We start from the raw sequence: 18,622 nt of genomic DNA, 5'->3' as shown, positions 1-18,622 counted from the left end.
ATCGGGGCGCTTGTCAATTTGCCGTTTTCGCCACCGCCCTGGCTATAATTGCCACCTTGCCCCATTGGAAATGCCATGACCGCACGCAGCCGTACCTCCCTTGCCACCGAAGAAAACGTTGATGCCGAGGGCGCGCCGCGTCCCGGCGACAGCTATGTGCAATCGTTCGCGCGGGGCCTGGCCGTGCTGCGCAGCTTTGGCGCGGAGGCGCCGCAGCAGACCCTGAGCGAAGTGGCGGAGCGGGCGCAGCTGACGCGCGCGGGCGCGCGGCGCATCCTGCACACCCTGCTGCATCTCGGTTACGTGGAAGCGGATGGGCGGCTGTTCCGTTTGACGCCCAAGGTGCTCGACCTCGGTTACGCCTATCTGTCATCCCTGCCCGTATGGACGCAGGCGCAGCCGCTGCTGGAAGAATTGATGCAGACCTTGCGCCAGTCGTGCTCGGCCACCGTGCTCGACGGGGACGACATCGTCTACGTCGTGCGCCTGTCCGCGCACCGCACCATGTCGATCAACCTGGGTATCGGCAGCCGCCTGCCCGCCTACTGCACCTCGATGGGCAGGGTGTTGCTGTCGGGCCTGGCGCCCGAGGTGCTGCGCGAACGGCTGTCGAAGATGGCGCTGCTGAAGATCACGCCGGCGACCAAGGTCGATATCGATGTCTTGATGGAAGAGATTGCGCAAGTGCGGCGCCAGGGCTGGTGCCTGGTGCAGGAAGAGCTGGAACAGGGCTTGATCGCCCTGGCCGCGCCCGTGTTCGACCGGGCCGGCAAGGTGGTGGCGGCGATCAACGTCAGCGGCCAGACGGCGGGGCCATCCGTGGCGCATCTGCTGGAGCACAGCCTGCCGAAACTGCTCGAGACGGCAAACCGGGTCAGCGCCCTGGTGCGGGTGCAGCAGTAGTTACTTGTTAAACTTCGCGCACAGGTCCGCGCGCGGCTGGGCCGGCATCGTTTGCGTCAGGTCGAACGTGCCCTGGTAGCCGGCGGCGCCCTGCTCCAGGTAGCCGATGCTGCGCACATTCAGTTGCGGGTCGGCCAGCTTCAGCCAGCGGGGCACGCCGATATCCTTGCGCACATGCACATTGCCGGCGATCAGCACCACGTCGCGCGGCGCCTGGTCGCGGATCAGCTTGGCCATCCAGATATCGCGCGCCACCTGGGCGTTGACGACACCGGTCATCATCATGTCGGGCAGCATATTGCAGCGGGCCGCCTGCACTTCCCTCTTTTGCCCTTCCAGGATATCGGCCGGCACGGGCGCGGCCAGGTACGTGGCCGCCATGGCGGGCGGCATGGCCCACTGGATGCCGTCGCGCACGATACGCGAGGCATCGGCCGGCGACAGGTTGCCGGCGACCAGGGTCAGCTGGTAACTGATGACGAGGTCCAGCACGGGCCGGTACATGCTCCAGTCCCAGCGCGGCTGTTCCATCACGCGGATGATGCAATCGGGGTCGGCGCATTCACGCGCGGCGCGCGTCAGCAGGGCTTGGTTTTCGCGGTCGAACTGCTCCATGACGATCACGGGACGCCAGCCGGCCGCCAGGCGGCGCTGCAATTCCGCGACGCGCAGGCGCTGACCTTGCGCATTGTCATGCACTTCACCGAGCAGCAGCACTTGCGGATTGGGCAAGGTATCGGCCACAGGCGCGGGAGCGGGCGGCGCTTCCTTCTTCAGCAAGCTGCCGCAGGCGGCCAGCGCCAGCACGCTGCACAGCAGGGCGGCGCGCGCGCCGGCACGGAAAATCATGGTCTTCATGTAAGCGGTATCCAAAGTGGCGATGCGCCAGATTGTACCGTCTCAGGCTGGCGCGGGTGCCTTGCGGCGCTCCAGCACTTCAAAGAGCAGCATGCCGGCCAGCATCGCGATCACAAACAGCCACGCCTTCGGCTGGCCCGCCAGCAGCGACACGAGGGCGGGACCGGGACAGAAACCGGCGATGCCCCAGCCCGCGCCAAAGGCCAGGCTGCCCAGCAGCAAGCGCCGGTCGATGCGGCGCGACGCGGGCAATTGCATGGGGTCGCCCAGCAGCGCCGTGCTGCGCCGGCGCGCCAGCCAGAAGGCGGGCAGAGCCACGCCGATGGCGCCGCCCATCACCAGCGCCAGCGACGGGTCCCAGGCACCGGCCAGGTCGAGGAAACCGAGCACCTTGGCCGGGTTGCTCATGCCGGAGACGATCAGGCCCAATCCAAAGACGAGGCCGCTCAACAGGGAAAGGATCAGCTTGCTCATAAGCTTGCTCACAGATGGCGCAACAGATACACGGTGAGGAAACCGGCCGCCATGAAGGCACACGTGGCCGCCAGCGAACGCGGGGACAGGCGCGACAGGCCGCACACGCCGTGGCCGCTGGTGCAGCCGGCGCCATAGCGCACGCCCACGCCCACCAGCAAGCCGGCCGCGATCAGGGCCGGCGTACCGGCGTCGATCTGCACGGGCGGCAAGGCTTGCCACAACCGCCACAGCAGGGGCGTGCCGGTCAGGCCGGCAAGAAAGGCGATGCGCCAGCCCAGGTCGCCACTGCGCGGGCGCAGCAAGCCGCCGAGGATGCCGCTGATGCCGGCGATGCGGCCATTGAACAGGATCAATAGCGCCGCCGCCAGGCCGATCAGCATGCCGCCTGCCAGCGAGGCCCATGGCGTGAAGTGTTGCCAGGCTATCGTCATGGCAATCTCAGTCGGCTTCGTCGTTGAACGGGGGCGCGGCGCGCAAAATTGCGCGTACAGCACTTGCAGCACGGCCAGCACGGGCGCGCTGGCGACGCGGTAATAAATCTGCTTGCCGTCGCGCCGCGTGGCCACCAGCATCTCTTCGCGCAGCACGCCCAGCTGCTGCGACAGGGTCGGCTGGCCGATGCCCACTTTTTGCTCGAGGTCGCTGACGCAATGCTCGCCCTGCGATAGCTGGCACAGCAGCATCAACCGGTCTGCATTGCCCATGGCCTTGAGCAGCGAGCTGGCCTTGTAGGCCGAACCCCGCATGGCGTCGAGGTTGTATTCGGCGTGTTGTGTTGCAACTGTCTCCATCGTGCCCTCCCACAGGCGGTCATATTGAATAGCGTGCGATAAACAATATACTAATCAATATATTGTTTTCCTGCTGGCGATTCGCACAAAAAAACAACAGTGTTTTTTGGCGATAGCATACTCATGCAAAGTGTGCGGCAACGATCATGTTTACGCTATCAAAATGACAAATATTCGTAATAAACAGGAAATAAACGTATCAAAATTGTCACGATCTATGCTGTAATGGGAGAACAGCAGAAAAACCAGGATACGCCCCCGTACAGGCGAATCGTCCGTCCATGCGCAAGCCGGTTTCGGCTGCGCCAGGCGGTGAACAACAAGGGAGAGCAAGATGAAAATCTATCAGCCGCTCTGCGTGGCCTTGCTGGCGCTGTCGGCCAGCACAGGGAGCCTGGCGGCAGTCAGCGACACGACGGCCGCCAGGCTGCACGAAGCCGGCGAACGCGTGACGATCGATGAAAGCATCAGCTTGAATAATAATCCCGGCTGGGAAACGCCGGACTTGCCGTATGCACGCCTGCTGGCCAGCAGCAGCGCGACGGCACCGCACTGGAGCAGCGCGCGCCATGTGGCCCTGGCGCCGTCCAGGCCCATGACGGCCGCCCCCGCACAGCAAGCCAGCGTGCCGGCCCCGGTGCCGGAAGCGAGCATGTACTCGATGCTGCTGGTGGGATTGGGCCTGGTGGCCTTGAGCCTGCACGGCGAAAAACAGGAAAAATTCGATAACTGACGGCGCCAGCACTGGCAAGGCGCTGCCGCAAAACATTCCGCCTGGTGCGGAATGTTTTTTGATGGCGCCCTCATTTGTCCAGCAGACGGCAGACCCGTTCGATATTGCCCACCGGAATACCCGACTTCAGGGCGCGCGCGATGCAGCCCGCCTTGTCCGGGCCCGAGGCGGACATGAGCACGAAGGCCGTCACCACCACGCTGATGGCGACGAGCACGATCAAGACACCCTTGACGATATCCCAGTTCATGGCGTCTCCATGGAAGGCATCATTACTCCCTGGCCGATATGGCTGCCGCATCCGCTCCATTCAGCAGCGCATGTAATTTTTGCATGGTGGCCCAGTTACGCGAGGTGACGCCGTCGCCCAGCAGCACACCCAGCGCCGCCACCACCTTGCTGGCCAGCACGCCATCGGGACACCAGGCATAGGCGGCCCATCGTCCCAGCGCCAGCGCTTCCGGCTGCCACGGTTGTTGCAAGAGGGGCGTCAGGCGCTGGACATCGGCCGGATTGTTCAGCACCAAGGTCAGCAAGCGGGCCGCATCGGCCGCCGGCGCCAGGGTGTTTTGCTCCACCAGCTCGGCAAACTGGCCGGCCGACAGCACCGTCACCCTGGCTGCCACGCCCAGTTTCAGCACCAGCGCTTCCTCGATGCGGGCAGCGGCCTCGGCAGGCGCCACCACGCCGCCGTCATACACGACGTTGCCGCTGTTGAGTACCGTGCGCACCTGCGCAAAACCGAGGTCGCCCAGCAGCTTGCGCAGGTCGGCCATGGCCACGCGCTTGGCGCGGCCCACATTGATCCCGCGCAAAAGCGCCACTTGCTGACTGTTTTCTATCGATGCCATATTGTCTCCTTGCCTATGCCTGGCTGCTGGTGCTTTCCGGCAACGGCGTCACCGTAGGCAGGCGCAGCAGGAACGTCGCGCCCTGCCCCAGGGTGCTGCTGACCGTGATGGTGCCGCCAAACTGCTTGGCAATCAAGTTGAACACGATATTCAAGCCCAGTCCGGTGCCGCCCTGCCCGCGGCGCGTGGTGACAAACGGATCGAACACGCGGTCGAGCATGTCGGGCGCGATGCCGCGGCCGTTGTCGCGCACCTGCATGGCGATCGCGTCGCCGTCGCGGCGCACGCCGATATGGATATTGCCGGCCGTGTCCGCATCGAAGGCGTGCTCGACGCAGTTCAATACCAGGTTGGTCAGCACCTGCGCCAGCGCGCCCGGATAACTGTCGAGCATGATGCCGGGCGGGCAATCGATATCGATGCTGATGCGCGTCTTTTTCAGGGTCGGCTGCAGGCTCGAGATCACTTCGCCGATATAGTCGCGCAATTCGAACAAACGGCGCGCCTCGCTGACCTGGTCGACGGCGATCTGCTTGAAGCTGTGGATCAGATGCGCGGCCCGGTAGGCATTGTTCATGATCAGCCGCGCGCTTTCGCCGGCCGTTTCCAGATAGCGCACGATATCGGTCTTTTTCACGCTGCCGCCAGCCACCGCCGCGCTGATGTCATCGGTGGCTTCCTTCAGCACCGAGGCGCTGGTCAGGGCGATGCCGACCGGCGTATTGATTTCATGCGCCACGCCGGCCACCAGGCTGCCCAGCGAAGCCAGGCGTTCCGATTGCAGCAGGGACTCTTGCGCGCGGCGCAGCTCGTCCATGGCCTGCGCCGTTGCCTGCTGCGAGCGGCGCGCCATGTCTTCCGCCTCGCGGCTGCCTTCGATGATGGACTTGAGCTTGCGCTGCACGGCATTGAAGCCGCGGATCACGTCGCCCAGTTCGTCGCGCCGGTTTTCCGGCAGCTCTTCGACGTCATCGCTGCCGCGCGTGGCCAGGTCGAACAAGCCGTCGCGCAACTGTTTCAGGGGGCCGAAGACGATGCGCAGGCTCAGCGCCAGGGCGCCCACGAGAATGATGTCAAGCAGCAACACTTCCACCACCTTGCGCCGCACTTCACTGCGCAGGGCCGCATCGATCTGCTCGCGGCTGAAATTGACGATGACCTTGCCCACGATCACGGGCTTGCCGCCCGTGGCGGCCGCCACGGCGTCGCGGAACACGAGCGGCGCCTCGACGGGCGTGCCGCCCATGGCCACGTCCGCCTCAAGCGGCACCAGGGTGCCGGAGGCATCGCGCACTTCGCCCGCGAACAGGCCGACCGAGGCGTCATAGACGCGGATGCCGACCAGCTCCGGCGGCAGCATTTCGGCCGCGACAATGCTGTCGACCTTGGATTTATCGAGATCCCACAGGGCGGACGGCAAGCTGGTCTGCAAGCGCGTGAGCACGCCGCTGCGCAGGCGCGCGCTGCCCGATTCGAGTTCCTTGCTCAAGGTATATTGGGTATAGCTGCCGGAAATGCCCAGCACCAGGGTGACGATCACGACAAAAAGCAGGGTCAGCCGGACTTGGATACTCACCATCAATCAACACTCCCCGGGCCAGGCCAGCCGCCGGCCGCGGCGCGGGCGCAGATACGTCAGCAATGCAAGGGCCTGATTCAAATGTACGGTATGACATGCTTATTGGCAAGATTTACAGCATCCCCACTTCCGATAGGGACTTTGATGCAGGTTGAGACATTGCGGCATGGCAATGGTAATATCCCGCAATCATCTAAGGAGTCGTCATGGCGGTCACGCATCAACATCTACCCCTGGAACAAGTTCGTCCCGGCATGATTTTGTCGGATGTCTTGCTCGATGCGCATGGACAAGTGCTGCTGCCGCAAGGCGCGGTATTGACGGAAAACATGCTGGCCCTGATGCCCCGCCACAACATCGACATGCTGCCGATCCAGGCGCCGCCCCCGTCGCCGGAAGAAATCGCCGCGCAGCAAGCGGCCGACAGCGAACGGCTGGCGTACCTGTTCCGCAAGCACGATCCCGAAGATCCCCTGGACGCGGCCACCACCTTGCTGCGCAACTATGTCACGGCTTACCGCCTGGGCACGGGAGAGACCGCATGAGCACCCAGCTGACGCTCGACGATATCGTCGCCCACCTCGATGACTTGCCTTCGCTGCCCGCCGTCGTGATGGAACTGCTCAACAGCATAGACCAGGAAGACGTCGATATTTCCGTGCTGGCCAAAAAAGTGTCGTATGACCAGGCGCTGACGGCAAAAACCTTGCGCCTGGCCAACTCATCCCACTATGGCCTGCAAGTGAAGGCCACCACCATCCAGCAGGCGATCACTTACCTGGGCTTCCAGACCACGCGCAGCCTGATCACGTCGGCCGCCATCACGGGCTGCTTCCCGGAAGGACGCTGCCCAGGTTTCGACGACAAGGCCTTCTGGCGCCATTCGGTGGCGACGGCCGCCTGCGCCAAGGTGCTGGCGCGGCAGCTCCGCTTCAACCAGGATTACGCATTCACGGCCGGCTTGCTGCACAACATCGGCCGCCTGGTGCTGGTCAGCAGCTTTCCCGCGCACTATGCGCAAGTCATCGCGCACCAGGCCGCGCACGATTGCAGCCTGCTCGAAGCGGAGCAGGCCGTGCTGGGCGTGGACCACGTGCAGGCAGGCGTGGCCCTGGCCGAGCACTGGAATTTTTCCGACACCATGCGCCTGGCGCTGGGCAATTACCTGCAGCCGGAAACGCCGGGCGCCGGTTTCCTTGCGGCACTGATCCATGTGGCCAATGCCGTCGTCTGTGCGCTCGACCTGGCGCAGGCGGGCGACGACATGGTGCCGCGCGTCTCGCCGGTGGCCTGGGATGCGCTGGGCCTGGGCAAGGACGCGTATCTGCAGCTGTTCCGCGAAACGGAGCTGCGCTACGACGAAATCACCTCGGCACTGCTGAGCTAAGCAAATCCGCAAACGCAAACGGCCCTCGCTGCGAAGCGAAAGCCGTTATGGGTACTGCGATACATCCATGTTACCCGGTCCATGCTGCCCGGTCCACGCCAGCCTGTTGCCGCCAGCAGCTACGCAAGCGGCACAGTCAGCGTACAACCGCCACATCAGTGCGCGTAATTCGATTCTTGCGCATCGCCGCGGTCTTCCGCTTTTGGACGGCCCTGGGCGTCGGACAAACGGTACTTGGTGCGGCGATCGCCCATCAAATCGCGCAGGTCGCGGATGCTCATGCCCGTCACTTCGTGCATGCGGATCAGCAGCGAGGCGCCGACCGGCAAGCGGTGGTGGCGGATCTTGCTGATGACGGGTGGCGCCACTTCAAGCAGACGCGACAGGGCTGCATCGTTCTTCAGCTGCATTTTGCTCAGCAGAATATCCAGCAGGTGGTTCGGGTTGTAACTCTCTTGCGATGCTAATGCATGATGTGCCATGATTTTTCCTCGTCTGGTGAATGTAGAAAATAATGCCGATACGAACTTAAGGCTGGCTTAGAGTGTTTAAATAAACGTCTTTCCATCGGATTCAGCCCTCCCCTCCGCCGCCCCTCCTTATCGCACTGCCTGCACAGGACTTGCACAGCCACGTCCAACCAACGTGCGCAGCTTGCCGCGTGAGTAAAAAGCACTGCAACTCAACGAAATGAATTGCATATAAAACAATATACTAGTCCAAACACGCTGCATCTGCGCCTCGCGCAAACTTCCTGATTGTTAAATATCAATCAAGCTGCTGGTTGGCTTGGCAACGATGCTATTTCAACACATTAGGATGCCAGCGGGCGCACACAAGGCTTTGCAGCAACTTGTTACAAATCAATGGTGTCGTACGGCAATAAATGCTTTTCAGCATCATCGTTCCGCGCGCCTTGTTCACACCGCAAGCTTGTCGGCAAGGTCAGCACGACATGGCCCGTGCCGGCGATTTACGCTAAACTATGGCCTGAACTTGCAGCGAGCCTGCCACCGGGCAGCCAGAGGCGCCCGGCCGGTCATCCACCGCCTCCCGCCCCGGGCGGCGCACAGCGCAAGCCCCCTGCCCAGCTGATTTGCGCCACACTTATTTGTCCCACTTATTTGTTCCATTTATTTGCCGCTACATTTACCGATAAGCATCCGACTCCATGCAGAAAAAAGTATTCATTAAAACCTTCGGCTGCCAGATGAACGAGTACGACTCGGACAAGATGGCCGACGTGCTGGGCGCCTCCGATGGCCTGGTGCGCACCGACACGCCGGAAGATGCCGATGTGATCCTGCTTAACACCTGCTCCGTGCGCGAAAAGGCGCAGGAAAAGGTGTTTTCCGACCTGGGCCGTCTGCGCGAGCTGAAACTGGCCAAGCCGCACCTCTTGATCGGCGTGGGCGGCTGCGTGGCCTCGCAGGAAGGCGACGCCATCGTCAAGCGTGCGCCATATGTCGACATGGTGTTCGGCCCGCAAACGCTGCACCGCCTGCCGCAAATGATCGAACTGCGCCGCGCCAGCGGCGATGCGCAAGTGGACATCAGCTTCCCGGAAATCGAAAAGTTCGACCACCTGCCGCCGGCCAAGGTGGAAGGTGCTTCGGCGTTCGTTTCCATCATGGAAGGCTGCAGCAAATACTGCAGCTACTGCGTCGTACCCTACACGCGCGGCGAGGAAGTGTCGCGCCGCTTCGAGGACGTGCTGACGGAGGTGGCGGGCCTGGCCGCCCAGGGCGTCAAGGAAATTACCCTGCTGGGACAGAACGTGAATGCCTACCGGGGCGCGATGGAAGGCGGCGAGATCGCCGACTTCGCCCTGCTGCTCGAATACGTGGCCGACATACCCGGCATCGAGCGCATGCGCTTCGTCACCAGCCACCCGAAGGAATTCACGCAGCGCCTGATCGACGCCTACGCGAAGATCCCGCAACTGGTCGACCACCTGTACCTGCCGGCGCAGCACGGTTCCGACAAGATCCTCGGCGCCATGAAGCGCGGCTACACGGGCCTCGAATACAAGTCCATCATCCGCCGCATCCGCGCCGTGCGCCCGAACATGGCCATTTCGTCTGACTTCATCGTGGGCTTTCCTGGCGAGACCCAGGCCGACTTCGACGCCATGATGAAGCTGATCGCGGACGTCGGCTTCGACAACAGCTACAGCTTCATCTTCAGCAAGCGCCCCGGCACGCCGGCCGCCAGCCTGGAAGACGACACGCCGCACGAGGTCAAGCTGGCCCGGCTGCAGCAACTGCAGGCGGCCATCGACGCCAACACGCGCAACTACAGCCAGGCCATGGTGGGCACGGTGCAAACCATCCTCGTCGAAGGCCGCTCGAAGAAGGACACGATAGCTCGCGAACTGCAAGGCCGCACGGAAAACAACCGTGTGGTCAATTTCGACGCCGGCCCGGACGCGCTGCACCTGGTCGGCCAGCTGGTCGACGTGCGCATCACCGAAAGCCATTCCTATACCCTGCGCGGCGAACTCGTCGCCAGCGCACCCGCATTGAAAAGAGCCAGTTGAAAACCAAAGCCCCGATACAGCCGCATTACTTCATCCCCGAGCCGCTCGACAACACGCGCCTGGCGCACCTGTGCGGACCGCTCGATGAAAACCTGCGCCAGATTTCCGCCGCCCTCGACGTGACGATCTTCCGCCGCGGCGAGAAATTCATCGTCGGCGGCAGCAATGCCGAACGGGCCGTGGAAATCCTCGAGCAGTTCTACGCCATCGCCAACAAGGTCGTGCCGCTGGAAGAGGTGCAGCTGGCCCTGGTGGAGCAGCGCGCGGGCCTGTCCGCCGCCTCGGAACACCATGCCAACGCGCCCGCCAGCACTTTTGTGGAACCGGACATCGCCAGCCCCGTGCTGAAAACGCGGCGCGCCGACCTGCGTGGACGCACGCCGCACCAGATCGCCTATTTGCGCGACATCCTCGAACACGACATCAGCTTCGGCGTGGGTCCGGCCGGCACGGGCAAGACGTATCTGGCCGTCGCCTGCGCCGTCGACGCGCTCGAACGCGACGCCGTCAAGCGCATCATCTTGACGCGCCCCGCCGTCGAAGCGGGCGAACGCCTGGGCTTCCTGCCGGGCGACCTGGCGCAAAAGGTCGATCCGTATCTGCGTCCCCTCTACGATGCGCTGTACGACTTGCTGGGCTTTGACCGCACGCAAAAACTGTTTGAAAAACAGGTGATCGAGATCGCCCCGCTGGCCTACATGCGCGGACGCACCCTGAACCACGCCTTCGTCATCCTCGACGAGGCGCAAAACACCACCGTCGAACAGATGAAGATGTTCTTGACGCGCATCGGCTTTGGCAGCAAGGCCGTGGTGACGGGCGACGTCACGCAAGTCGACCTGCACAAGAGCCAGACAAGCGGCCTGATCGACGCCGTGCACGTGCTCAAGGATGTGCGCGGCATCGGTTTCACGCAATTTAACAGCACCGACGTGGTGCGCCATCCGCTCGTCGCGCGCATCGTCGACGCCTATGAAACGGCGCAGGCGGCCAATGCCGACGCCGCCCAGTTACTTCCCCTATTGAAACCAGCCGCCGCCAAAAATGTCCGAAAAAATAAACTGTCCTTGTCCGTGCAATACCCGGATACCCGCCTGGAAACCCTGATCACGCGCCCGAAAGTGCGCCGCTGGGTCAAGGCGGCCCTGTTCGCGCCCGCCGAATTCACCATCCGCTTCGTCGATGCCGAGGAAGGCCGCAGCCTGAACCGCGACTACCGCGAAAAGGACTACGCCACCAACGTGCTGACGTTCGCCTACAACGAAGGCGAAGAATTGGCCGAGGACGAGCCGACGCGCGCCGACATCATCCTGTGCACGAACGTGCTGGAGAAGGAAGCGGCGGAGCAGAAAAAAGCGTGGAAGAGCACACGGCCCATCTGATCGTGCACGGCGTGCTGCATGCGCAGGGCTACGACCACATGGACGACGAGGAAGCTGCCGAGATGGAGGGGCTGGAAACGGAGATCCTCGCCAAGCTCGGCATTACCGACCCGTACGCGGACCCAAAATAAACCGCGCAGATTGGGGCGGTCGGTAGGTCGGGTAGGTCGGGTTAGCCCGCAGGGCGTAAGCCGACAACATCCGTCAACGTAACCGGAGCACCACAGTGTCAGATTACGCTGCGCTAATCTGACCTACGTACAAATAGCGCCAACGCACACACAAGGACACATAATGGGCACCTGGGCCACTGACGCCTTCGGCAACGACTACGCCATGGATTGGGCGCAGGACTTGCACGAATATAAAACACTGGAACTGGTCGAGACGACGCTCGACAACGTGATCGACAGCCAGGAAGCGGAGCTGGCAGCGCCGTTCGCCGCCGAGGCGCTGGCCGCGCTGGAAGTCATCGCGCGCCTCTTGGGCCAGCCCGGCGAGGACGACCCGGCCACGTTGGACGTGGACGAATGGGTGGCCGCCTGCAAGAAGAAGGTCACGCCTTCGCTGCTGGAAAAGGCCCGCCTGGCCTTCGACAAGATCGGCGCGGAAACGTCGGAACTGCGCCAGCTGTGGCAGGACAGCGAGCATTTCGCCGACTGGCAAGCCGACGTGGCAGCCTTGCGCGCGCGCGTGCTGGGCCCGGAAGCGGCGTAAAAGATCGCGCAACGGCGCACTTCAACGTATTAAATTTACATCAAAAGCGGGGAAATCCGGTATTCCCCGCTTTTGGTGTATCCTATATCCCTTCGCAACAACGGCTCACGCCTCCTATGCCCGAGCACCCTAGTGGCGTCAGAACTGACGTCAAGCCCCACCGGTCACTGTTTGAACGCCTGACCGCACTCATTTCCCCCGAGCCAGAGAACCGTGCAGAATTGCTCGAAGTTCTACACGATGCGCATGAACGCAAGCTGATCGACGCCGACGCCCTGTCGATGATCGAAGGCGTGTTCCAGGTGTCGGATCTCTGTGCGCGCGACATCATGATTCCCCGCTCGCAAATGGATGTCATCGACATCAGCAAGCCGATCGAGGAATGGATGCCGGAAGTCCTGTCCACCGCCCACTCGCGCTTCCCCGCGATCGAAGGCGAGCGCGACAAGGTCATCGGCATCCTGCTGGCGAAAGACTTGCTGCGTTATTACGCAGAAGAAACTTTCGACGTGCGCGACATGCTGCGCCCCGCCATCTTCATCCCCGAATCGAAACGCCTGAATGTGCTGCTGCGCGATTTCCGCGCCAACCACAATCACATGGCCATCGTCGTCGATGAATACAGCGGCGTCGCCGGCCTGATCACCATCGAAGACGTGCTGGAACAGATCGTCGGCGATATCGAGGACGAATACGACTTCGATGAAGCCGAGGACAATATCCTCTCGCTCAAGGAAGGCCAGTTCGGCCCCGCTGGCGCGTCAAGGCGTTGACCGAGATCGAACAGTTCAACGAGGAAGTGGGCAGCCACCTGGTCGACGACGACGTCGACACCATCGGCGGCCTGGTCTCGAAGTACCTGGGCCGCATGGCGCACAAGGGCGACATCTTCGACCTGGGCAATCTGCGTTTCGAGGTGCTGCGCGCCGACGCGCGCCAGGTGCACGTGCTGCTCGTCGAGCGCCTGCCCAACGTGCCGGAACTGGAACTCTGACATGCGCGTGCTGTAAATGCGTTTCAGACGCGCCGACCCCAACGCCCCCGCCAAACCGCCCCGCAGCACCTGGGCGCGCATGCTGACTGCCACCGTCGCCGGCGCCGTCGCCGTGCTGGCGTTCGCCCCTTTCGGTTACTGGCCATTGCAGATCCTCAGCCTGGGCGTGCTGTTCTACCAGGTGCTGCGCGCGGCGAACGTCAAGTCCGGCGCGCTGATCGGCTGGGCCTACGGCTTCGGCTGGTGCGCGGCCGGCACGCACTGGCTGTACATCTCCATGCACCGCTATGGCGACATGGCCGCGCCGCTGGCCGCCATCGCCGTGGCCCTGCTGGCCCTCTTGATGGCCATCTACGTGGCCCTGGCCATGGGCGCGGCCGCCTGGCTGCGCCAGCGCTGGGTGCTGTCCCTGCCCGCCATGACCTTGCTGGTATTGCCTGCCACGTGGACCCTGTTCGAATGGACGCGCGGCTGGCTGTTTACGGGTTTCCCGTGGCTGGCCACGGGCTACGCCCACAATGCCAGCCCGCTGGGCGGCTTCGCCCCCATCGTCGGATCGTACGGCCTGGGCTGGCTGGCGGCGCTGTCCGCCGGCGCCCTGCTGCTGCTAATCCACCCCTTGCATCGCACGCGCTGGAGCGCCCTGGGCGGCGTCATCGCCCTGTACGCGGCCGGCGTCGGCTTGCAATACGTGAACTGGACCCACCCGGTCGGGCGCCCCATCACCGTGCGCCTGTTGCAGGGGAACGTGCCGCAGCAGCAGAAATTCGACCCCGGCTTCGTGCTGGGCGCCCTGCAGATGTACCAGAGCGCCATCACCAGCGCGCCGGCCGACCTGATCGCCACGCCGGAAACGGCCGTCACCGTGCTGCCGCACCAGCTGCCGCCCGGCTATCTGGATAGCCTGGCGACGTATGCGCAGCAGACGGGCAGCACGATTTTGGTCGGCATGCCCGTGCTCGACGAGCAGCAGCGCTTCTACAATGCGGCTGTGGGCATCACGCCCAACGGCACGCCGGGACCGTACTACCAGTACCGCAAGCACCATCTGGTGCCGTTCGGCGAATTCGTGCCGCCCGGCCTGCACTGGTTCGTCGCCATGATGGCCATCCCGCTGGGCGACATGGGCCGCGGCGCCGAGGTGCAGGCGCCGCTGCAGGTACGCGACCAGCTGGTACTGCCGAATATCTGCTACGAAGATCTGTTTGGCGAGGAAATCGCCGGCCAGCTGGCCAGCGCCCACCGGCATGGCAAGCAGTCGGCCTCCGTGCTGCTGAATATCTCGAACCTGGCCTGGTTCGGCGACTCGATCGCCATCCCCCAGCATCTGCAGATTTCGCAGATGCGCAGCCTGGAAACGGGCCGCCCCATGCTGCGCTCGACGAACACGGGCGCCACGGCCGTCATCGACGGCAAGGGCGTCGTGCAAAGCCTGCTGCCGCCGGAACAGCAAGCCACCCTGGCGGCCAAGGTGCAGGGCATGGGCGGCATGACGCCATACATTCTGTACGGCAACAAACTGGTGCTGGCCCTGGCCGCGCTGGCCCTGCTGACGGCCTTCCTGCTGTCGCGCGCCGCGCGCCGTGCCCGCGTCGCGCAGCAATAAGCGGCCGATATTGCCCGAAGAGTCACAGTGGGCCCGTAAAAACCGCTAAAATTAGCAAAACCCCGGCCCGGACGCGCTTGTTAGCAGCGTGCGGGCTTCAAGCAAACCTTAACAAAGCGCAGCCTCCCGCGCGGCGAACTCATACGATGCTCACATTTCAACAAATTATCCTGACCTTGCAAACCTATTGGGACAAGCAAGGTTGCGCCCTGCTCCAGCCTTACGACATGGAAGTCGGCGCCGGCACCTTCCACACCGGCACCTTCCTGCGCGCGATCGGCCCGGAACCGTGGCGCGCCGCGTATGTGCAGCCTTCGCGCCGCCCGAAAGATGGCCGCTATGGCGAAAACCCGAACCGCATGCAGCACTACTACCAGTACCAGGTGGTCTTGAAACCGGCGCCGGAAAACATCCTCGACCTGTATCTGGGTTCGCTGGCCGCGCTGGGCCTGGACTTGAAGCAGAATGACGTGCGCTTCGTCGAAGACGACTGGGAAAGCCCGACCCTGGGCGCCTGGGGCCTGGGCTGGGAAGTCTGGCTGAACGGCATGGAAGTGACCCAATTTACCTACTTCCAGCAAGTGGGCGGCCTCGATTGCAAGCCCGTGCTGGGCGAGATCACCTACGGCATCGAACGCCTGGCCATGTATCTGCAGGGCGTGGAAAACGTGTACGACCTGGTGTGGACGGAGTGGGAAGAAAACGGTATTACGAAAAAACTGACCTACGGCGACGTCTTCCACCAGAACGAAGTGGAGCAATCGACCTACAACTTCGAGCACGCGAATACGGACCTGCTGTTCGAACAGTTCGGCAATTACGAAGCGGAAGCGAAGCGCCTGATCGAGCTGCAACTGACCCTGCCCGCCTACGAGAAAATCATGAAGGCCTCGCACAGCTTCAATATGCTGGACGCGCGCGGCGCCATCTCGGTAACGGAACGCGCCGCCTACATCGGCCGCGTGCGCACCCTGTCGCGCCTGGTGGCGCAAGCCTATTACGACTCGCGCGAACGCCTCGGTTTCCCGATGCTGCCCGCCGCAGACCAACCCGCCGCCGCTTGATCGCCTAGCTCATACACCGCCGTACCAGACAAGAACACCATGAACCAAACACTGCTCATCGAACTGCTGACCGAAGAACTGCCGCCGAAAGCGCTGGCCAAACTGGGCGCCGCCTTCACGGCCGGCATCGTCAACGGCCTGAAAGCGCGCGACTTCCTGGAAGCCGACAGCGTCGCCACCAGCTACGCCTCGCCGCGCCGGCTGGCCGTCTCCATCACCAACGTGCGCGAAGTCTCGCCCGACAAATCGATCCGCGAAAAAGTCCTGCCCGTCTCCGTGGCGCTGGACGCGAACGGCAACGGCACGCCGCCGCTGGCCAAGAAACTGGCCGCGCTGGGCTTCCCCGAGCTGACGGTGGCCGAGCTGGAACGCGCCGCCGACGGCAAGGCGGACAGCTTCTTCTACACCTACACGGCGCCCGGCAGCCAGCTCGCCACGGGCGCGCAGGCCGCCTTGACCGAATCCTGCGCCAAGCTGCCGATTCCAAAGCTGATGAGCTATCAGCGCCCGGACGGCACCACCGTGCAATTCGTGCGCCCGGCCCACAGCCTGATCGCCCTGCACGGCATCAATATCCTGCCCCTGACCCTGCTGGGCTTGACGGCCGGCCGCACCACCCTGGGCCACCGTTTCCTCACCGACGGCGAACCGATCACCATCGCGCACGCGGAAAACTATGCGCCGTCGCTGATCCTCAACGCCAGCGTCATCGCCAGCAACGAGGAGCGCAAGGAGCGCATCCGCGCCCAGCTGCTGGACAAGGCCGGCGCCGACCAGGTGCTGATGCCCGAAGCGCTGCTCGACGAAGTCACGGCCCTGGTCGAATGGCCGGTCGTGTATGAGTGCCACTTCGAGGAAGAATTCCTGGCCGTGCCGCAGGAATGCCTGATCCTCACCATGCAGACGAACCAGAAATATTTTGCGCTGACGGACAGCGAAGGCAAGCTGCGCTCGCGCTTCCTGATCGTCTCGAACATCGAAACGGACACGCCCGAGCACATCATCGGCGGCAACGAGCGCGTCGTGCGCCCGCGCCTGTCCGACGCCAAGTTCTTCTTCGAGCAGGACAAGAAGAAGACCCTCGCATCGCGCCTGCCGCTGCTGGCCAACGTGGTCTACCACAACAAGCTGGGCACGCAAGCGGCGCGCACAGAGCGCGTCAAGGCGCTGGCCGGCGCCATCGCCGCCAAATTGAATTACGACGTGGCCCTGGCCGAACGGGGCGCCCTGCTGGCCAAGGCCGATCTGCTGACCGACATGGTGGGCGAATTCCCCGAACTGCAAGGCATCATGGGCACGTACTACGCGCGCCATGACGGCGAACCGGAAGAAGTGGCGCTGGCCGCCTCCGAACACTACCAGCCGCGCTTTGCCGGCGACAGCCTGCCGTCCACCGCCACCGGCACCGCCGTGGCCCTGGCCGACAAGCTCGAAACCCTGGTCGGCATCTGGGCCATCGGCCTGGCGCCGACGGGCGACAAGGACCCGTTCGCGCTGCGCCGCCACGCCCTGGGCGTGCTGCGCATGCTGCTGGAAAAACGCCTGCCCTTGTCGATCCAGGGCTTGCTGGGCGATGCCGCCGCGCAGTTCGCAGCCGTGCCAGGCTTCAAGGACCCGGTCGCGGATGTGACCACCTTCATGCTGGACCGCCTGCGCGGCATCCTGCGCGAGCGCGGTTTCTCGCCGAATGAAATCGAAGCCGTCGTGGCGCAGAATCCCGACCGCCTGGACGACATCGTGCAGCGCCTGGAAGCCGTGCAGGCGTTTGCCGCGCTGCCGGAAAGCGCCTCGCTGGCAGCCGCCAACAAGCGCATCACGAACATCCTGAAAAAGAACGAGGAAGCCGTGAGCCAGGTCGCCGCCGGCGGCGTCAACGTGGCGCTGCTGCAGGACGAGGCGGAGAAAAAACTGGCCGCCGCCGTCTCTCGCGTGCAGCCGGAAGTCGACGCAGCCTTTGCCAAGGGCGACTTCACCAGCACCCTGCAAACCCTGGCGCAGCTGCGCGACGACGTCGACGGCTTCTTCAACGACGTGATGGTAATGGCCGAGGATGTCGCCCTGCGCAACAACCGCCTGGCCTTGCTGTCGTCCTTGCACGGCATGATGAACCGCGTGGCCGACATTTCCAAGCTGGCGGCATAATGGGGACTCCGGCGCTGAAACTGATTATTCTCGACCGCGACGGCGTCATTAATCATGACTCGCCGGACTTCATCAAGTCGCCGGCCGAATGGCTGCCGATTCCCGGCTCGCTCGAAGCGATCGCCCGCCTGAACCAGGCCGGCTATCGCGTCGTCGTCGCCTCGAACCAGTCGGGCATCGCGCGCGAATACTTCGACATGACGGTATTGAACGCGATCCACCAGAAGATGCACACGCTGGCGCAGCAGGTGGGCGCCGATATCGACGCCATCTTCTTTTGCCCGCACGCGGGCGCGGACAATTGCGACTGCCGCAAGCCGAAACCGGGCATGTTCCATGAAATCTCGCAGCGCTACAACACCAGCCTGAAAGGCGTGCCCACCGTCGGCGATTCGCTGCGCGACCTGCAGGCCGGCTTCATCAGCGGCTGCGTGCCCTACCTGGTCTTGACGGGCAAGGGCGAAAAGACCAACGACACGGGTGGCCTGCCGCCTGGCACCCAGGTCTTCCCGGACCTGGCCGCCGTCGTCAGCCACCTGCTCAAGGCGCCAGCGGCACCAGCGCCCACCGTGGCATTCAGTATCTAATCTTCGGAGAAC

The 18,622-nt window shown here is 63.7% G+C and carries 17 protein-coding genes and 4 pseudogenes; 13 read left to right on the top strand and 8 right to left on the bottom strand.

The annotated features are described in order from the left end of the window. Positions 1–75 precede the first annotated feature (75 nt). Positions 76–903 carry an IclR family transcriptional regulator domain-containing protein gene (locus tag ACRHIG_RS07805; protein ID WP_489629829.1) on the top strand — a complete coding sequence of 276 codons (828 nt, stop codon included), beginning with the start codon at positions 76–78 and terminating at the stop codon, positions 901–903. Here ACRHIG_RS07805 and ACRHIG_RS07800 read toward each other — a convergent pair whose 3' ends face one another. The 4 genes and pseudogenes from ACRHIG_RS07800 to ACRHIG_RS07785 form a co-directional block, all read right to left on the bottom strand. Continuing rightward, entirely contained in the window at positions 904–1,761 is an 858-nt protein-coding gene (locus ACRHIG_RS07800) for a ChaN family lipoprotein (protein WP_475416146.1), read from the bottom strand. Positions 1,762–1,803: 42 nt separating this feature from the next. Continuing rightward, complete coding sequence (locus tag ACRHIG_RS07795; RefSeq protein WP_475416145.1) at positions 1,804–2,235, bottom strand: DUF6691 family protein; 432 nt, start codon at positions 2,233–2,235, stop codon at positions 1,804–1,806. A gap of 8 nt (positions 2,236–2,243) precedes the next feature. Then, on the bottom strand, positions 2,244–2,669 hold the full coding sequence (locus ACRHIG_RS07790) for a YeeE/YedE family protein (RefSeq protein ID WP_475416144.1): 426 nt from the start codon (positions 2,667–2,669) through the stop codon (positions 2,244–2,246). Positions 2,670–2,801: 132 nt separating this feature from the next. Beyond that, a pseudogene (locus tag ACRHIG_RS07785) lies at positions 2,802–2,921 on the bottom strand (ArsR/SmtB family transcription factor); the annotation flags it as partial. A 442-nt stretch (positions 2,922–3,363) separates the two neighbouring features. On the opposite strand from ACRHIG_RS07785, the gene ACRHIG_RS07780 reads away from it, so the two are divergent. Further along, a complete protein-coding gene (locus ACRHIG_RS07780; RefSeq protein ID WP_489629828.1) occupies positions 3,364–3,762 on the top strand; it encodes a hypothetical protein in 399 nt (132 codons plus the stop codon). Positions 3,763–3,832: 70 nt separating this feature from the next. Here the strand turns inward: ACRHIG_RS07780 and ACRHIG_RS07775 are convergent, their stop codons facing one another. The 3 genes from ACRHIG_RS07775 to ACRHIG_RS07765 are packed head-to-tail and all read right to left on the bottom strand — an operon-like array spanning position 3,833 to position 6,192. Further along, on the bottom strand, positions 3,833–4,012 hold the full coding sequence (locus tag ACRHIG_RS07775) for a hypothetical protein (protein ID WP_436541159.1): 180 nt from the start codon (positions 4,010–4,012) through the stop codon (positions 3,833–3,835). A 22-nt stretch (positions 4,013–4,034) separates the two neighbouring features. After that, entirely contained in the window at positions 4,035–4,613 is a 579-nt protein-coding gene (locus ACRHIG_RS07770) for a DUF1697 domain-containing protein (protein ID WP_489629827.1), read from the bottom strand. Positions 4,614–4,626: 13 nt separating this feature from the next. Continuing rightward, entirely contained in the window at positions 4,627–6,192 is a 1,566-nt protein-coding gene (locus ACRHIG_RS07765; RefSeq protein WP_489630767.1) for a sensor histidine kinase, read from the bottom strand. 206 nt (positions 6,193–6,398) lie between these two features. On the opposite strand from ACRHIG_RS07765, the gene ACRHIG_RS07760 reads away from it, so the two are divergent. Continuing rightward, positions 6,399–6,737 (top strand): hypothetical protein, encoded by a 339-nt coding sequence (locus ACRHIG_RS07760; protein WP_489629826.1) that lies wholly within the window; start codon positions 6,399–6,401, stop codon positions 6,735–6,737. Beyond that, the gene (locus ACRHIG_RS07755; RefSeq protein ID WP_489629825.1) at positions 6,734–7,579 is read left to right on the top strand and encodes an HDOD domain-containing protein; all 846 of its coding nucleotides are present in this window, start codon (positions 6,734–6,736) and stop codon (positions 7,577–7,579) included. Before ACRHIG_RS07760 ends, ACRHIG_RS07755 begins: the two co-directional genes overlap by 4 nt. 155 nt (positions 7,580–7,734) lie before the next feature. Here the strand turns inward: ACRHIG_RS07755 and ACRHIG_RS07750 are convergent, their stop codons facing one another. Beyond that, on the bottom strand, positions 7,735–8,061 hold the full coding sequence (locus ACRHIG_RS07750) for a hypothetical protein (protein ID WP_034746769.1): 327 nt from the start codon (positions 8,059–8,061) through the stop codon (positions 7,735–7,737). Between the two features lie 689 nt (positions 8,062–8,750). On the opposite strand from ACRHIG_RS07750, the gene miaB reads away from it, so the two are divergent. The 9 genes and pseudogenes from miaB to gmhB all read left to right on the top strand — a co-directional run bounded on the left by miaB (position 8,751) and on the right by gmhB (position 18,610). Next, the gene (miaB, locus tag ACRHIG_RS07745) at positions 8,751–10,118 is read left to right on the top strand and encodes a tRNA (N6-isopentenyl adenosine(37)-C2)-methylthiotransferase MiaB (protein ID WP_489629824.1); all 1,368 of its coding nucleotides are present in this window, start codon (positions 8,751–8,753) and stop codon (positions 10,116–10,118) included. Then, positions 10,115–11,173: pseudogene (locus ACRHIG_RS07740) on the top strand (PhoH family protein); the annotation flags it as partial. The gene miaB and the pseudogene ACRHIG_RS07740, both read left to right, overlap by 4 nt. A gap of 6 nt (positions 11,174–11,179) precedes the next feature. After that, positions 11,180–11,631: pseudogene (ybeY, locus tag ACRHIG_RS07735) on the top strand (rRNA maturation RNase YbeY). A gap of 163 nt (positions 11,632–11,794) precedes the next feature. Continuing rightward, positions 11,795–12,217 carry a DUF4259 domain-containing protein gene (locus tag ACRHIG_RS07730; RefSeq protein WP_489629823.1) on the top strand — a complete coding sequence of 141 codons (423 nt, stop codon included), beginning with the start codon at positions 11,795–11,797 and terminating at the stop codon, positions 12,215–12,217. A 116-nt stretch (positions 12,218–12,333) separates the two neighbouring features. Then, a pseudogene (locus ACRHIG_RS07725) lies at positions 12,334–13,211 on the top strand (CorC family transporter). Positions 13,212–13,227: 16 nt separating this feature from the next. Continuing rightward, positions 13,228–14,817, top strand: coding sequence for an apolipoprotein N-acyltransferase (lnt, locus tag ACRHIG_RS07720; RefSeq protein WP_489629822.1), 1,590 nt, complete (start codon positions 13,228–13,230; stop codon positions 14,815–14,817). A 146-nt stretch (positions 14,818–14,963) separates the two neighbouring features. After that, positions 14,964–15,881, top strand: a complete 918-nt coding sequence (gene glyQ, locus ACRHIG_RS07715) for a glycine--tRNA ligase subunit alpha (RefSeq protein ID WP_099376578.1) — start codon at positions 14,964–14,966, stop codon at positions 15,879–15,881. A 39-nt stretch (positions 15,882–15,920) separates the two neighbouring features. Then, on the top strand, positions 15,921–18,023 hold the full coding sequence (gene glyS, locus ACRHIG_RS07710) for a glycine--tRNA ligase subunit beta (protein ID WP_489629821.1): 2,103 nt from the start codon (positions 15,921–15,923) through the stop codon (positions 18,021–18,023). Beyond that, on the top strand, positions 18,023–18,610 hold the full coding sequence (gmhB, locus tag ACRHIG_RS07705) for a D-glycero-beta-D-manno-heptose 1,7-bisphosphate 7-phosphatase (RefSeq protein WP_475416132.1): 588 nt from the start codon (positions 18,023–18,025) through the stop codon (positions 18,608–18,610). Before glyS ends, gmhB begins: the two co-directional genes overlap by 1 nt. The last annotated feature ends 12 nt before the right edge of the window (positions 18,611–18,622 follow it).

The organism is Janthinobacterium sp. C22 (assembly GCF_057919405.1).
The sequence above is the reverse complement of the archived record's forward strand: the minus strand, read 5'-3'. Positions and strand labels throughout refer to the sequence as shown.

What these genes read in the sequence shown, in the direction of transcription:
- ACRHIG_RS07780 (WP_489629828.1), top strand. Translation starts at nt 3,364, where the DNA reads ATGAAAATCTATCAGCCGCTCTGCGTGGCCTTGCTGGCGCTGTCGGCC.
- lnt (WP_489629822.1), top strand. Translation starts at nt 13,228, where the DNA reads ATGCGTTTCAGACGCGCCGACCCCAACGCCCCCGCCAAACCGCCCCGC.
- ACRHIG_RS07805 (WP_489629829.1), top strand. Translation starts at nt 76, where the DNA reads ATGACCGCACGCAGCCGTACCTCCCTTGCCACCGAAGAAAACGTTGAT.
- miaB (WP_489629824.1), top strand. Translation starts at nt 8,751, where the DNA reads ATGCAGAAAAAAGTATTCATTAAAACCTTCGGCTGCCAGATGAACGAG.
- ACRHIG_RS07800 (WP_475416146.1), bottom strand. Translation starts at nt 1,761, where the DNA reads ATGAAGACCATGATTTTCCGTGCCGGCGCGCGCGCCGCCCTGCTGTGC.
- ACRHIG_RS07775 (WP_436541159.1), bottom strand. Translation starts at nt 4,012, where the DNA reads ATGAACTGGGATATCGTCAAGGGTGTCTTGATCGTGCTCGTCGCCATC.
- ACRHIG_RS07730 (WP_489629823.1), top strand. Translation starts at nt 11,795, where the DNA reads ATGGGCACCTGGGCCACTGACGCCTTCGGCAACGACTACGCCATGGAT.
- ACRHIG_RS07750 (WP_034746769.1), bottom strand. Translation starts at nt 8,061, where the DNA reads ATGGCACATCATGCATTAGCATCGCAAGAGAGTTACAACCCGAACCAC.
- ACRHIG_RS07790 (WP_475416144.1), bottom strand. Translation starts at nt 2,669, where the DNA reads ATGACGATAGCCTGGCAACACTTCACGCCATGGGCCTCGCTGGCAGGC.
- ACRHIG_RS07765 (WP_489630767.1), bottom strand. Translation starts at nt 6,192, where the DNA reads ATGGTGAGTATCCAAGTCCGGCTGACCCTGCTTTTTGTCGTGATCGTC.
- ACRHIG_RS07770 (WP_489629827.1), bottom strand. Translation starts at nt 4,613, where the DNA reads ATGGCATCGATAGAAAACAGTCAGCAAGTGGCGCTTTTGCGCGGGATC.
- ACRHIG_RS07760 (WP_489629826.1), top strand. Translation starts at nt 6,399, where the DNA reads ATGGCGGTCACGCATCAACATCTACCCCTGGAACAAGTTCGTCCCGGC.
- ACRHIG_RS07755 (WP_489629825.1), top strand. Translation starts at nt 6,734, where the DNA reads ATGAGCACCCAGCTGACGCTCGACGATATCGTCGCCCACCTCGATGAC.
- glyS (WP_489629821.1), top strand. Translation starts at nt 15,921, where the DNA reads ATGAACCAAACACTGCTCATCGAACTGCTGACCGAAGAACTGCCGCCG.
- ACRHIG_RS07795 (WP_475416145.1), bottom strand. Translation starts at nt 2,235, where the DNA reads ATGAGCAAGCTGATCCTTTCCCTGTTGAGCGGCCTCGTCTTTGGATTG.
- gmhB (WP_475416132.1), top strand. Translation starts at nt 18,023, where the DNA reads ATGGGGACTCCGGCGCTGAAACTGATTATTCTCGACCGCGACGGCGTC.
- glyQ (WP_099376578.1), top strand. Translation starts at nt 14,964, where the DNA reads ATGCTCACATTTCAACAAATTATCCTGACCTTGCAAACCTATTGGGAC.